Annotated in this window: 11 protein-coding genes and 1 riboswitch; of the genes, 2 read left to right on the top strand and 9 right to left on the bottom strand. The window is 43.5% G+C overall.

The genetic code is table 11. From position 1 onward, the window contains the following. Nucleotides 1–86: 86 nt before the first annotated feature. From ABDD94_RS09390 to ABDD94_RS09365, 6 genes are all read right to left on the bottom strand, one after another. On the bottom strand, nt 87–1301 hold the full coding sequence (locus tag ABDD94_RS09390; RefSeq protein WP_345955644.1) for a homoserine dehydrogenase: 1215 nt from the start codon (nt 1299–1301) through the stop codon (nt 87–89). Next, on the bottom strand, nt 1301–2356 hold the full coding sequence (gene metX, locus ABDD94_RS09385) for a homoserine O-acetyltransferase (RefSeq protein ID WP_345955643.1): 1056 nt from the start codon (nt 2354–2356) through the stop codon (nt 1301–1303). Before metX ends, ABDD94_RS09390 begins: the two co-directional genes overlap by 1 nt. Nucleotides 2357–2459: 103 nt before the next feature. After that, a complete protein-coding gene (locus ABDD94_RS09380; RefSeq protein WP_345955642.1) occupies nt 2460–3794 on the bottom strand; it encodes an O-acetylhomoserine aminocarboxypropyltransferase/cysteine synthase in 1335 nt (444 codons plus the stop codon). Between the two features lie 265 nt (nt 3795–4059). Then, a riboswitch (SAM riboswitch) is annotated at nt 4060–4175 on the bottom strand. Between the two features lie 668 nt (nt 4176–4843). Next, the gene (locus tag ABDD94_RS09375; RefSeq protein ID WP_345955641.1) at nt 4844–6196 is read right to left on the bottom strand and encodes a dihydrolipoamide acetyltransferase family protein; all 1353 of its coding nucleotides are present in this window, start codon (nt 6194–6196) and stop codon (nt 4844–4846) included. A 49-nt stretch (nt 6197–6245) separates the two neighbouring features. Continuing rightward, a complete protein-coding gene (locus tag ABDD94_RS09370) occupies nt 6246–7487 on the bottom strand; it encodes a competence/damage-inducible protein A (RefSeq protein WP_345955640.1) in 1242 nt (413 codons plus the stop codon). A 2-nt stretch (nt 7488–7489) separates the two neighbouring features. Then, a complete protein-coding gene (locus tag ABDD94_RS09365; RefSeq protein WP_345955639.1) occupies nt 7490–10174 on the bottom strand; it encodes a putative LPS assembly protein LptD in 2685 nt (894 codons plus the stop codon). Between the two features lie 91 nt (nt 10175–10265). On the opposite strand from ABDD94_RS09365, the gene ABDD94_RS09360 reads away from it, so the two are divergent. Both ABDD94_RS09360 and ABDD94_RS09355 read left to right on the top strand, forming a co-directional pair. Further along, nucleotides 10266–11129 carry an N-acetylmuramoyl-L-alanine amidase gene (locus ABDD94_RS09360; RefSeq protein WP_345955638.1) on the top strand — a complete coding sequence of 288 codons (864 nt, stop codon included), beginning with the start codon at nt 10266–10268 and terminating at the stop codon, nt 11127–11129. Nucleotides 11130–11153: 24 nt separating this feature from the next. Further along, entirely contained in the window at nt 11154–12101 is a 948-nt protein-coding gene (locus tag ABDD94_RS09355) for an MlaD family protein (RefSeq protein ID WP_345947888.1), read from the top strand. 102 nt (nt 12102–12203) lie between these two features. Here ABDD94_RS09355 and ABDD94_RS09350 read toward each other — a convergent pair whose 3' ends face one another. From ABDD94_RS09350 to ABDD94_RS09340, 3 genes are read right to left on the bottom strand one after another with little or no spacing between them, the layout of a single operon-like run. Next, on the bottom strand, nt 12204–13130 hold the full coding sequence (locus ABDD94_RS09350) for a ribonuclease Z (protein ID WP_345955637.1): 927 nt from the start codon (nt 13128–13130) through the stop codon (nt 12204–12206). Between the two features lie 22 nt (nt 13131–13152). Beyond that, nucleotides 13153–13530, bottom strand: coding sequence for an STAS domain-containing protein (locus tag ABDD94_RS09345; RefSeq protein ID WP_345947890.1), 378 nt, complete (start codon nt 13528–13530; stop codon nt 13153–13155). Nucleotides 13531–13581: 51 nt separating this feature from the next. Further along, a complete protein-coding gene (locus ABDD94_RS09340) occupies nt 13582–14526 on the bottom strand; it encodes a phosphoribosylaminoimidazolesuccinocarboxamide synthase (RefSeq protein WP_345955636.1) in 945 nt (314 codons plus the stop codon). Nucleotides 14527–14562: the final 36 nt, after the last annotated feature.

Raw genomic sequence — 14562 nt, 5'->3', positions numbered from 1 at the left:
TAAACAACAAAAGGCTTCTATAAAGAAGCCTTTTGCAATTAATCAATAGTTAGCAGAAATCTACTAAAAAACTCTAACTATATCTATTACGCCGTAGCTAAACTGACCCCCGTTAGCTGATCGGCGAAGGCAACGAATGCCTTGCTATCAGATATACGTTGCTGATGAATAATCAGATTTTTCAAATTAATTTTTCCTTTAACAAATTTAAAATCGCCCGAATAGAAGCGTTCATGAATATGAATAAAGCCTAAATCCTGCACCAGGTATTCGTCTTCGTAACGCAGGTAAATATTTAGTTCCACATCATTGCTAAAGTTCAAATCCTGTGCTTTCTCGTGCGCCTTTTTATACTCGTAACCATACCCATAACGCAATGCGGCAATGTCTGACAGCACGGCCGAGCCTGTCGGGTGACCGCCTGCCCCCTTACCAAAAAAGAATTGCTGGTCGGCAAATGCGGCCTGTACGGTTACGCCATTGTATTCGTATTCTACGTTGTATAAAAACTCGGTATCGTTTACAAACTTGGGCAGCACAAAAAGCGCTACGTGCTTATCATCAAGTTCTTTGGCAACAGGCACCAATTTAATCTTCAACTTTTTTTCGCGGGCGTATTGCAAATCATAAGCCGATAGATTTTGAATGCCTATGTTCAGCACTTCTTCGGGCTTAACCACTATGCCGTAGGCATGGGCGGCGGCAATAACCAGCTTAAACTTTGCATCATAACCACCTACGTCCATAGTTGGGTCGGTTTCGGCAAAGCCTAAGTCCTGAGCCTGTTTAAGGGCGGTATCGTAATCCAGGTTTTCGATAAAACCTTTAGAAAGAATATAGTTTGAAGAACCGTTAAAAATTCCACTTATAGAATGCAGCAGTTCGTTATCATAATATTCTTCCAGGTTACGGATGATGGGAATACTACCGCACACGGCACCTTCATAAAGCAGAGAGGTTCCGTGTTCCCTTTGCAGGTTAATGAGTTCCTGTAAATGAAGGGCCACCATTTTTTTACTGGCTGATACTACGTTCTTACCGGTAGATAAAGCTCTTGATGCGATCTCAAAAGCGGCTTCGGTATCATTGATCAGCTCAACAACGGTATTGATTTCCGGATCTTCTAAAATTTCGTCGCGATCGGTTGTGAAAAGTTCGGCAGGTAAGGTTCGTTGTTTGTTAGGGTCCTTTATGGCAATCTTTCTTATCTCAATATTCAGTTTTTTGGTTCTGATGATGTCATATAATCCTTGTCCAACAACGCCAAATCCAAATAAACCAATAGTTAGTTTTTTACTCATTAAGCTATCTTTTGTAATTCAATAATTTTCCCTCTTACATCGGTTTTGATGAATGAAGAGATGATCTTAGTCAGGGTTTCTGTTTCTATTAAAAAGCCATCATGCGCATAAAACGAGTCAAACTCAGCGTAAGCTGCCTTTGGTATATGCTGAAATAAATATTGCTGCTCCTCTACCGGGAACAAAATATCAGACTTAATGCCGATAACCAGCGTCTGCGCTTTGATAGTGCCAAGCGCTTTCTCTAATCCGCCGCGGTTACGACCGGCATGGTGCGAGTCCATCACCTTGGTTAAGTACCAGTAGCTGTAGGCATTAAAGCGGTTCACCAGCTTATCGCCCTGGTAGCTCTGGTAGCTCGAAGCGCGGTAATTATCGGTGATGTTATCATCTTCTTCGTGCTGTTTGATATTATAGGCCTTGTAACCTCTGTATGATAGAAGGGCCATGCTGCGGGCTGCCTTGAGACCTGCGCTGCCGCCGTCAGGTGTTCCGTTGTTAAAGGTAGCGTCGGCGTTAAGTGCCAGGCGCTGCGACTCGTTAAAGGCAATGCCCCAGGGCGAGTGTTTAGCGTTAGTGGCAATCAAAATCAACTGCTTAATGCGTTCAGGTTCTATAATGCTCCATTCCAATGCCTGCTGGCCGCCTAATGAGCCGCCTATCAACACCCAAATATCTTTGATACCTAAATGCGCTGCAAGTAAGCGGTGCACATTGGCCATATCCCGCGTGGTATACTGCGGAAAAGATAGGTAGTAAGGTTGACCAGTAGCCGGGTTAATGCTTAACGGGCTGGTAGTACCATAAGCAGATCCCAATACGTTGGCGCAAATGATAAAATGTTCGTCAGGATTAAAAAAGTAACCCTCGCCTACCAAACCTTTCCACCAGTCAAACACATCTGAGTTGGCGGTTAGGGCGTGGCAAACCCAAACCACGTTATCTTTGGCTTCGTTCAACCGGCCATAAGTATGATAGCCTATCTCAAGGTTCTCCAGTTTCGCTCCTGATTCCAGTTCAAAAGTGCCGTTGTATCGGTATGTCTGTATACTCATTGTTATTTTAAACCGGCCCGCCTGGCTTACAAGCGGTACCAGTCATACTATTAATCAAATTAAATCTATTGCGGCGGCATGTTAATTTTCAGCTGCCTGCCGGTTAGTTAAGTTCGGCCAGCTGAGCCTCTTGCAACTTTATGCTCGCAAATGCCTGTTCAAAGTCGGCTTTTATATCGTCCATATGCTCAATGCCAACGGCTACGCGTAAAAGCGTTGGCGTAACACCGGCAGCAGCCTGCTCCACATCACTTAACTGCTGATGTGTGGTTGCAGCTGGCTGAATAATCAACGTTTTAGCGTCGCCCACGTTAGCCAGGTGGCTTACTAGCTGCAAACTGTTAATGAAGTTTGCAGCATTCTCTTTGCTGCCTTTCAACTCAAATGAGAGTACAGCGCCAAAACCATTTTTTAAGTATTTTTTAGCTAATGTGTGGTAGGGTGACGACGCTAAACCCGGATAATTTACTTTAGCTACCTGCGGGTGCTGCTCCAGCCAGGTGGCCAGTTCAAGTGTATTATCAACATGGCGTTGCACACGCAATGAAAGTGTCTCTAACCCTTGTATCAGTAAAAACGAATTAAATGGCGACTGTGAAGCGCCGAAATCTCGCAGCCCTTCCACCCGTGCACGAATAATGAATTGAATATTGCCAAACGGCCCGTTAACACCAAATACGTCAGAAAAAACTAAACCGTGATAACCATCTGATGGCTCACTGAATTGTGGATACTTGCCATTTCCCCAGTTGTAGTTGCCCCCATCTACTATTACACCGCCAATGCTAGTACCGTGGCCGCCAATCCATTTTGTAGCACTTTCTACCACCACATTGGCTCCATGCTCTATTGGGCGAAAAAGGTAGCCTCCTGCGCCAAAGGTATTGTCAACTATCAACGGCAAATCGTGCTTGCGGGCCAGTGCAGCTATCTTGTCAAAATCGGGTACATTAAAGCCTGGGTTACCGATGGTTTCCAAGTAAATGGCTTTAGTTTTCTCGTCAATTAATGGCTCAAAGTTTTCGGCCTGGTCGTCTTTCGCAAAGCGGGCTTCAATGCCAAGTCGTTTAAAGGCTACTTTAAACTGGTTATAACTGCCGCCATACAGAAACGGGGAGGTAACAAAATTATCGCCTGCTTGTAAGATGTTGTTAAGCGCTAAAAATTGTGCCGCTTGCCCCGACGCGGTTGCCAACGCTGCCACCCCACCCTCTAATGCTGCTATACGTTTTTCGAACACATCTGTAGTGGGGTTCATGATACGTGAGTAGATGTTGCCAAATTCTTTTAAGGCAAACAGGTTAGCGCCATGCTCGGCATTTTTGAATACGTATGAGGTGGTTTGGTATAAGGGCACTGCCCGCGAACCGGTTGTAGGGTCGGCTTCCTGACCGGCGTGTAACTGTAAAGTTTCGAATTTTAAAGATGAAGTTGACATGGTTGTTGCTGTTTAGATTTGTGCTTAAAACTTGTTGAATTTGCTATAAGCGGAGGTGGCGTACGGACAGGCTATAGCGGTGCCTGAGCGTAAACACGTTACATTATTGCATTAAGTAATGCAGGAAATGACGTACGTGTTGTGCCTCTAACAGCAACACATGCTCATAAAGCCGTTGGCTATATTGCAGGTTGATGGCGTACCCGTTGGGGTAACTAATAAATTAGCAGTAGTGTTGTAGCAGTTAAATCGTTTCATGGCTATTAACTTATATCCCCCGGCTGTATATCCAAACCGGGACAGGAATTGGCACCTTCTCCGTTCATCGGAGGGTTGCCAGCGGGTCAGTGAGCCTGATCTCTCGCCGCTTCTTTATAAATCAAAAACCTACGGAGGGTAATTGATTATGGTATTTAAACCGTTGCACAAAGGTAATGCGTAATATTTTAAAATACCAAGTATTATTAAAAATATTTATTGAGGCGCAGATCTGAAGATATGATTGCGGTTGTTTAATGTTTATAATTTTTATTCCCAATCGAAGTAATGTAATTGGGAATGAATTACTTTGATCATTGAAAGAATTCCTTCAGGAAAGAATAATTGGATTTATCATGTTAATACGGTTTTATTATTTCACCTTCTACAACCACTTCGTTAAAAGGAACTTCAGGAATGATGCTCCATATTGGTTCAGAGCAACCTTGGTGATGGGACTAAGCATCTTTAGCCTGCTTTTAACCTTAACGTGGATTATAAAATTTTTTAGCGGATACTCGTATCAAAGCCGCCTAATTTATGAAGCAACAAGTATTTTCCTGTCATTTGGATTCATTTATGTCTTTTGTTTAAAGGATGGTAAATCGGAAAGGATATACAATGAGTTCAAAGACAGTGACTTTAATAACAAAAGAAATAGATCAATTGCCTGGCTGGTTTGGCTTATAACCTTTTTGATACCGGTAGTTTTAATACTACTTGATAAAAAAACGTCACTCTTTCACTAGCAATTAAGCACACATTACAGCAGCACACAAGTTGGCTTGTTTTTATAACTCCCTGTTCAAATCCCAATGCTCCAGATAATCAGCTACACGCTTCAGGAATGAACCGCCTAACGCGCCGTCTACTACCCTATGGTCATACGACATGGATAAATACAGCATGTGGCGTATAGCGATTACATCACCGGTTGGGGTTTCCAATACGGCAGGTTTTTTCTTGATGGTACCAATAGCCAGAATGGCCACCTGCGGTTGGTTAATAATGGGGGTACCCATAATATTACCAAACATACCTATGTTAGTAACCGTGAAAGTACCGTCGGCTGTATCATCAGGCCGTAATTTATTCAAACGGGCACGGTTGGCTAGGTCATTTACACTCTTAACCAAGCCGGTAAGGTTAAGCGTATCGGCGCGGCGAATAACCGGTACAATTAAATTACCATTGGGCAACGCAGTAGCCATCCCTATGTTAATATCTCGCTTTTTAATGATCTGGGTACCGTTTACAGATACGTTGATCATTGGCATATCGGCAATAGCTTTTGCCACAGCTTCAATAAATATAGGTGTAAATGTAATCTTTTCTCCTTCGCGGGCCTCAAACTTAGCTTTGATCTTCTCTCTCCAGTAAACTAAATTTGTTACGTCGGCCTCTACAAAAGAGGTTACATGCGCTGAAGTTTGAACGCTCATTACCATATGGTCGGCAATTAAGCGGCGCATGCGGTCCATTTCAATGATCTCGTCACTGCCAGAGGTACGGTAAGTTTGTGTGGGTGGTGGTGTATAAGCCGGCTGTGCCGCCTTTGGAGCATAGCTTGCAGCCAATGCCTGTGGTGCCTGAGCAGGTGATGGCTGGCGTTTCTCAAGGTAAGTTAAAAGGTCATCTTTAGTTAAACGACCTTCGGCGCCGGTGCCTGGTATGCCGTCAAGCTCTGCCTGAGTGATGCCTTCCTGATTGGCAATGTTGCGTACCAACGGCGAGTAAAAACGAATACCTGATGATTGTATGGCCGGCACATCAGGCTTGGTCAGGTGCTCCAAACCCGGTATTTCTTTTTCCACTACAGCTTCAGGAACCGGCTCCGGATCCATAATCGGCGCTTCAGGTTGTGATGAAACAGGGGCGGCTTCAACCACATGCTGTTCTTCACCCTCTACCTCAATAATAGCTATAGGACTGCCTACTTGTACTACCTCATCTTTTTGGCACAATTGTTCAACCAGCACACCGCTAACCGGCGAGGGTACCTCAGAGTCAACCTTATCGGTAGCAATCTCTACTACCGCATCATCGGCATCAATTTTATCTCCGGGATTTTTAAGCCAGTTAATCACCGTTGCTTCGGCAACACTTTCGCCCATTTTTGGCAGCAGCAGCTGGTATTTCGCCATGTTTAATCTCTACAATTTATGGCCAAAATTACTTATTTATCTGTTAGTTTTACTGAGCTGCAAGTAAAGTATTCAACATTCCGAGTGCAGTGATGGCCGTGCGCTCAATATTTTGACGGCGCTTGTTGCCAAAAACAAACCTTTTAACCACTATATTCCCTTTGCCCGCCACGCCTATCCAAACGGTGCCAACAGGCTTTTCGGGCGTACCACCATCGGGGCCAGCTATGCCGGTAACCGCAATAGCATAGTCTGATTTAAAGTTGCGCAATGCGCCCTCCACCATTTGTGTGGCTGTTTGCTCACTTACCGCACCGTACTGGCGTAAATTATCTTCTGTAACACCCAATATACTCTCCTTTAACTGATTAGAATAAGACACGGCGCCCCCTAAAAACGTTTTAGATGAGCCGGGGTGCTGCGTAAACAAATGCGCAAGGTAGCCACCGGTGCAACTTTCGGCAAGAGATATGGTTTGACCGAGTTGCTCCAGCTTGTTCATAATGGCTTTCTCCAGAGCAATATCTTCTTGCGCTGCTACTACACTGCCTAAACGATCGGTAAGATGGGCTGCCAGAGTATCTATTTCCTGTTGTAATATTGCTTCATCATCAGCGTAACCGCTCAGGCGCAAACGCACCTGCCCAAGTTTTGGCAAGTAAGCCAACTTGATATAGGGAGGTAATGCTTCTTCAATATCTGCAATACGCTCAGCCAAAAACGACTCTCCCTCGCCTACGGTTAATATAGTTTTATGAATAATAACGGGTAACTTAAAAGTGGCCTTTAGTTTGGGGATTACCTGCTCTTCAACCATATACATCATCTCATGCGGAACGCCCGGCATAGACACGAATATCTTACCGTTATGATTAAACCACATGCCGGGTGCCGTACCATTTTGATTATTAAGCACCCCGCAATTGGCAGGCACCAATGCTTGCTGACGGTTAACCTCTAACAATGGACGATTATATTTGGCAAAAATACGCTCTACGTTGGCTAACGCTTCAGCGTTTTCAACAAAGCCCACGCCAAAATAATCGGCCAGCGTTTTTTTAGTGATATCATCTTTGGTAGGGCCTAATCCGCCTGTAATTAAAACAATATCTGCACGCTGCTGCGCCTCTGCCAAAGCAGTCAGTATATGCTGGCGATCATCTGAAACCGACGAAATTTGCTTAATGCGTACACCAATGGCGTTTAACTGCTGCGCCATCCAGGCAGAGTTTGTGTCTACAATCTGGCCGATGAGTATCTCATCGCCAATGGTTATAATTTCTGCAAGCATGATTAATTGTTATAATAATCTTTTCGTTTGGTAAGTTTTAAATCCTGCAAAATAGAGGCTTTCACACGTAAATCCACGCTAAAAGATTTATATATACCAAAAGGAGTCCACCTGAAAGAAAGGTCCCAGCAATGCAAATCGCGGTAGATAGAAAATTGTGTGATACCCAGTTTAGCCGCCTTAAAATCGTAATTGGTAGTATACTGCACCTTCCATTTAGGCGATACGTTGACATCGCCGCTCGCACTCACCGTGCTTGATGTAGTTTTGGTAAGGTAGGAGTTGTTATAATTAAAGTTGAAGTTGACACTTACGTTGTAAGGTACATTAAAATCCACATAACGACTGGGGTCGCTGTCAATCATGGCTAATTGCTGAGCTTGACCGGCAGTCATATTTTGCAACGTGTTAGGAGCCGGATTTTTCTTGTTGGTTGCCGAGTTTAAGCTAAAGCTCATTGACATGGATAAGTTGGTAAGCGTGGGAAAACGACCGTTCTGAAAGGTGTACCGATCAACCGGACGAATGTATTTCACCAGTGTACCGTTACTAACCGAGTCGCGCACTTCGGTAACGTAAGGATTTAATGTACCGTTTAAACTCACACTTACCTTTTGATTGAAAAGCGCCGTGTGCGCGTTTAGATTTATTGGCGACAGGCGAAACGAGTCGACAGCAAAGTTGTATGCTGTACTCAGGCTTAAACCCTGTAAAATGCTCACCTTGCGGTCGGCACCCGATGTATCAGTACTACGGGCTTTCATTTTAGCTTCGATGGTATTATCTAACGAAAAGCTCACACCCGCAAACCGGCCCGAACTTGGGCCACCAAAAACCGAACTTTCATATATTGAATACTTTTGTGATGTTGCCGGATAGGGCACAATAGCATCACTAACCACCTGGCGATAGTAGCCATAAACGGGATCACCAAAATCGGGGCGATAATTAAAGCTTAATGAAGGCGTCATCACGTGGCGGATGGCTTTCAGACTACCGCCTTTAAACGAAAGTGTGTTATAAACTTTAGTTGAAAAGCCGCCGTTCAACGCGTATTCCCCTGCCCTGGTAAAGCCCGGAACAGTATCGGTAACCAGTTGTTCGTTGCCGCGGATGCTACCACGGGCATAGCGTTTGCGAATACTTTGAAAATACCACCGCTCAGAATAATTGGCGCTGGTATTAAACTGAAAATACTTCAATACATTCAGGTTTAAACCTATAGGTATTTGGTGAAAGAAACCATTTTGCAGGCGTTTAGATAAAGTGGATGCCTTAAACAGCTGCGACTCGGGCACGTCATTAACCTTGTTGGTTCCCTGCAAGGTATAACTTACTGTAACGCGCTGGTACCATTTAGGCTCTCCTACTCTGTCCCTGCTATCAAAAGGACTGATGGAGGACATGTTGAAGTTAAAGGTTGGCAACTCCAGTGATACCGTTCCACGCGATAAGTCCTGGCTATGCGAAAGGCTGGTAGTTAAATTGAATGGCGTACCTGCCCAGGTACGGCTATAAGAAATACTCGAACGAAGGTTGTTTTGCGTTAATTGCTGTATGTTATAATTAGTGGTAGCAGGGTTGTTGGCATAATAAGACTGCGTAGCCGCATTTACCGAAGCGCTGAACGTGCTACCCGGATGAGCGTTGGCATCCTGCGAGTGTGTCCATTGTATATTGTAATCCCTGGTGAACGGATCTCCGGAAACACCGTAGTTATGGGAGCCAAAATTTAGCGCCAATGTTCCCTGGTATTTATAACGCTTTAAATAACGGGCTGTGGTGCCAATCTCTACAGATCCCCTGGAATACACACTTGCCATGGTAGTTAAGTCCAGGTAATCGCTAAAAGCTTTGTAATAGCCAAAGTTTCTTAAAAAGAAGCCTAAACGTGCGTCCTCGCCAAATGAGGGCAAGATGAAGCCGGATGAGCGGCTATTAGGTTTAGGAAAAAAACCAAAAGGTACAGCCACCGGTAACGGCACACCCGCAATTTCAAGATAAGCCGGGCCCGATATTATGCGGTTTTTTTCGCCAATGCCTTTAGTAATTACAATACCAAAGTGCGTATCGGGATAAGGCAATGAACAGGTACTGAACAAGATGTTATGGTAGGCAACTTCCGTTTCGTTAAGCTTTTTGGCCTCTCCGCCGGTTATAAAATTACCTTCCTGCTCTGTTGACGTGTTATAGGAGTAGGCCCTTTTGGTTTGATAGTTATATAAGATGGAGTCGGCCGTTAAGGGGCTTTCATCTTTGTTTTTAGCGATGGGACGGCCGGTGTACCGGCGTGTTTTGGGATCGCGCCTGCCGCTGGCAAATATGAGGTGATTGGTTTGATCAACACGTATATAGTCTGCATCTAAAGAAAAATCTTCGTATGTTACGCGGGCATTTCCAAAGAGGTAAGTGATTTTTTTGTCAGGATCAGTGTAAGTAGAGTCATCAGCAACAGATTTTACTTCAGACTGTAAACCTCCGGGCTTCTTTTTAGTCGTATCTAAACGGGCCACTTTTTTAGAGGTATCCTGTTTTGCCGATCTTTTGGCTTTAGCAGCTATACGTTGTGCGGGTTTTAAAAGCTTTTTGTCTTTAACAGAGTCGAGCTTAATGAGGGTATCTGCCGTAAATACAGTAGTATTGTAATAGCTTGCTTTGTGAGCATGTGCTATTGCATTAACTATCAAAACAATGGCTATTATAAAAAAGAACCTGAGAAATTTCAAAATTGATTATGAATAGTATTTTTGCAGATAAAGTTAACGGCGTTCAAAAATAATGAAAAATAAAGGTTTCAAAACATTCATTTATGGATTATTGGCTTTAGTCATCTCCAGTATAAATTTTGCTTTCACAACAGATAATCCTTGTAAAAAAGACACAACAGTTGCAACCGGTTTTAAACTTAAAACCATTGTAATTGATGCTGGCCACGGCGGCAAAGCCGCAGGCGCGCTTGGTGCCTATTCGATGGAAAAGAATGTAACGCTGGCATTAGCGTTAAAATTGCAGAAGGCAGTACAAAAAGAATTAAAAGACGTAAATGTAATCATGACGCGTACTACCGACGTGTTTGTGCCCAACCGCTCCAGAGCGGACATGGCTAATGAAAACAAGGCAAATATTTATGTTTCTTTACACTGCAACTCTCTGCCTAATGCACGCAGAGTTGTTAACGGTAAAACAGTTTCGGTTCCTAACCGTTCAGGCAAAGGCGTTTTGTTACTGGTTAACCGTATTGGCCGCATGAATGAGCAGGTTGCTGCATTACGCGAGAATGAGTTTGCCGAACAGGAGGAGCAATACTCTAAAGGTACGGCCAGAAAAGAACTTGACCCGGCGCAGGCAATGACATTAAATGCGTTTCGTGATAAGTTTCGGAAACAAAGTATACACCTTGCAAGTTTAATCAATAACGAGTTTACAAACACCGATGGCCGCAATAGCCTGGGTGTAATTGAACAAGGTGTACTGGTACTGGCTCATACGGCTATGCCATCTGTACTGGTTGAAACAGGCTTTATTAACAACCCCGATGAAGAGGATTATTTAAACTCGGAAGATGGACAGGCCGAAATTGTAAACTCAATTGTAAGAGCAATTAAACAATATAAGCACGAACTGGAGCAAACGGCTCCCTAAATATAAAACTTAACTAATACTACCTTGAAAATAAACAACGAAACTAAAATTGGGATACTTACGGTAATTGGTTTAGCTGTACTGGTATTAGGTTACAGCTATCTGAAAGGTAATGACGTATTTTCCAGCTCAAACAAGTTTTATGCACTGTACCGCAATGTTGAGGGATTAACCTTATCTAAGCCTATTCTGGTTAACGGTTTTCAGATCGGCCATGTATCTAACATGACCCTGCAAACCGAGAGCGGTTTTACCATTGTTGAGTTTAAGGTAGATCCTAAATATCCTATTCCGAACAATACACTGGCCCGGTTAGAAAGTACAGACCTTTTAGGTAGTAAAGCTATTATATTTGAATTGGGTAACAGCCGCGAACTGGCCGAAAACAAAGACACGCTTCGGGCCGATATTCAGGGTAGCCTTGCGCAAAGCCTGCAACCTGTGCAGCGTAAAGCCGAAATGCTAATGGAAAGAGTCGACTCCAGCCTTGCTGCTATAAACAAGATCCTGAATCCTGAATTTCAGCGTAACGTTGACCGCAGTTTTATGAGCATTGCCAACTCGCTGCAAACACTCGAAGGGACTACCAAAAAAATTGACCGCTTAGTAGGCGCGCAATCAAACCACATTAACGGCATATTAACCAATGCAGAGGTGATGACATCTAACTTGCGCACCAGCAGCGGACGTTTAAACACCACTACAGCTAATTTTGAAAAGGTTAGCAGCGATTTGGCCAATTCGAATATCAAACAAACTTTAGAGAATGCCAATAAAGCCATGGCCGACTTGCAGTCGACTGTAAATCGGATCAATAGTGGCAAAGGATCGTTAGGACTGCTCTTAAACGACGATAAGATGTACAACAACTTAAACGAGGCATCAGCAAACTTAAACAACCTTTTTATCGACTTAAAAGCGCATCCTAAGCGTTATGTAAGCTTCTCGGTTTTTGGCCGCAAAGGTGATTAATAACAATAGCATTTAACAAAAAAAGCCAGGCATGTGCCTGGCTTTTTTTGTGCGCTGTATTTAAGTATTGGCAAGTTTGATGCTATAACGTTAAAGGGTTTATTACACCATATCTTCACCTACGGTGTAGGTATTGCCTTCAATGGCTAGTTCAGTATTAGGGAAAACGCTGCGGGCTTCCTCAAGCAGGTCCATCAGGCTTTTATACCTGGCAGAGAAGTGGCCAATAAGCAAGCTTTTAGCCTCGGTTTGTACCGCAACCTGCCCTGCCTGCCACGCTGTGGTATGAAAAGTTTTATTGGCCCTATCCAGCATGTTGTGCAAAAAAGTAGATTCATGATATAACAGGTCCACATTTCTGATCTGCTCAAAATACGCGTCATTGTATATTGTGTCTGAGCAAAAAGCATAGCATTTTGGCCGGTCCGAATCAACGGTAAGGTCCTCGTTGCCGTAAACCGTACCGTCAGGCGCTGTGTATGGCGCTCCTTTTTTTAGCAAGGGATAATCCTCAACAGGTATGCCTAAGGCTTCAACCTTATTTTTAATTATTTTACGTAAGCGTTTCTTTTGCTTAAACAAAAAACCTGTGGTTGGTATACGGTGATCCAAAGGTATGGTTTCTACCGTTAAATCCTGATTATCTAATATAAGCTGGGGGGCGGTAGGATCTGTAGCTGTAAACTCAATCAAATAATTGAGTGATGTATCTGAGTACTTAAACTGTACGTCAATGATTTCTTTGAGAGGAGCCGGACCAAACAACTTGAGCGGCTTGGTGCGACCGTTAAGATGCATGGATGACAATAACCCTACAAGTCCAAAATAATGATCGCCGTGTAAATGGCTGATGAAGATGTGGTCTATGCGGCTGGTTTTAACGTCAAAGTGCAACATTTGCACCTGGGTGCCTTCGCCGCAGTCTATCAGGTACAGGCGCTCATTAATATTAAGCACCTGTGCCGTAGGATTTCTGTTAAAAATGGGAGTTGCTGAACTGCTTCCAAGTATGGTTACCTCAAACTTCATAATGGGTAAACACACATAAGCCTTATTTTGCTTCTTTTTTCAGTTCTTTTTCTATCTCTTCCATAAAAATATGGTCGATAGCTTCTTCAGTGGTAGGAACAATGGTCAGTACGTTGTCTAATTGCGATATGCTTATCAGGCGAGAAACCGATTCGTTAAGGCAAGCTAAAATAAAGCTACCTTCGGCATTTTTGCATAAACGATGACCTACCAATAAGCTGCTTAATCCTGATGAATCAGCAAACTTAACCTGGCACAAATCCAAAATTATATTACGCTGTCCCTCGGTATTAATCAGTATCAGCTCAGATTTTAGTTGTGGAGTAATTAATGAATTCAGCTTTGATTCGTTCAGCCTAATCAAAACATACTTCTCATGCTTATCAACAGTGAATTTCATGTTAAAATAATTATAGGGCTAAAGATATAACTAATTTACGTATTAATAAAATCACAAAGTTAGCAACGCCCCTTTAACTGCACTTTCTACCCGTACTAAAACATCCAGGTTGTCAGATTTTACAAACGGCTTACCGGTGATCTGCTCAAACAGCTCTATGTAACGCTCTGATATAGATTGGACGATCTCAGGTGTCATTACTGGCACAACCTGCCCATCCTTACCCTGAAAGCCGTTTTCGATGAGCCATTTGCGTACAAACTCTTTAGATAACTGCTTTTGTGCCTCGCCCTTTTGCTGGCGGTCTGCATATCCTTCACTGTAAAAGTACCGTGACGAATCGGGCGTATGAATTTCATCAATCAGGTATATTTTACCGTCGGCTTTGCCAAATTCATACTTAGTATCTACTAAAATAAGGCCGCGCTCGGCAGCAATTTCGGTACCGCGTGCAAACAGCGCACGGGTATATTGCTCTAACTGCAGGTAATCTTGTTCGGATACAATGCCTTTTGCTAAAATGTCTTCTCTTGATATATCCTCATCATGCCCTACTGATGCTTTAGTTGTTGGCGTGATGATAGGCTCGGGTAACTTATCATTCTCCTTTAAACCTTCGGGTAGGGTAACGCCGCATAGCGTGCGTTTACCGGCAGCGTACTCGCGTGCAGCATGGCCAGCCAGGTAACCACGTATCACCATTTCTACTTTAAACGGCTCACACATTTTACCTATGGTAACACTTGGATCGGGCACGTTCACCACCCAGTTGGGTACAATATCGGCAGTTGCCTCTAAAAAGTGAGCTGCAATTTGGTTCAGCACCTGTCCTTTGTACGGGATAGGCTCTGGCAATACCACATCAAAAGCCGAAATACGGTCGGTAACTACCATAACCAGGTATTTATCTCCTATGGTGTATACATCGCGTACTTTGCCTTTGTAATAAGCCGTTTGCCCGGGAAAATTATATTGTGTTAGTTTAATAGCCTCCATTTATTTTAGATGTAAGATGTGAGATTTGAGATTTGA

Origin of the sequence: Mucilaginibacter sp. PAMB04168 (assembly GCF_039634365.2) — a bacterium.
GTDB lineage: Bacteria > Bacteroidota > Bacteroidia > Sphingobacteriales > Sphingobacteriaceae > Mucilaginibacter.
The sequence above is the reverse complement of the archived record's forward strand: the minus strand, read 5'-3'. Positions and strand labels throughout refer to the sequence as shown.

What these genes read in the sequence shown, in the direction of transcription:
- ABDD94_RS09390 (WP_345955644.1), bottom strand. Translation starts at nt 1,301, where the DNA reads ATGAGTAAAAAACTAACTATTGGTTTATTTGGATTTGGCGTTGTTGGA.
- metX (WP_345955643.1), bottom strand. Translation starts at nt 2,356, where the DNA reads ATGAGTATACAGACATACCGATACAACGGCACTTTTGAACTGGAATCA.
- ABDD94_RS09380 (WP_345955642.1), bottom strand. Translation starts at nt 3,794, where the DNA reads ATGTCAACTTCATCTTTAAAATTCGAAACTTTACAGTTACACGCCGGT.
- ABDD94_RS09375 (WP_345955641.1), bottom strand. Translation starts at nt 6,196, where the DNA reads ATGGCGAAATACCAGCTGCTGCTGCCAAAAATGGGCGAAAGTGTTGCC.
- ABDD94_RS09370 (WP_345955640.1), bottom strand. Translation starts at nt 7,487, where the DNA reads ATGCTTGCAGAAATTATAACCATTGGCGATGAGATACTCATCGGCCAG.
- ABDD94_RS09360 (WP_345955638.1), top strand. Translation starts at nt 10,266, where the DNA reads ATGAAAAATAAAGGTTTCAAAACATTCATTTATGGATTATTGGCTTTA.
- ABDD94_RS09350 (WP_345955637.1), bottom strand. Translation starts at nt 13,130, where the DNA reads ATGAAGTTTGAGGTAACCATACTTGGAAGCAGTTCAGCAACTCCCATT.
- ABDD94_RS09345 (WP_345947890.1), bottom strand. Translation starts at nt 13,530, where the DNA reads ATGAAATTCACTGTTGATAAGCATGAGAAGTATGTTTTGATTAGGCTG.
- ABDD94_RS09340 (WP_345955636.1), bottom strand. Translation starts at nt 14,526, where the DNA reads ATGGAGGCTATTAAACTAACACAATATAATTTTCCCGGGCAAACGGCT.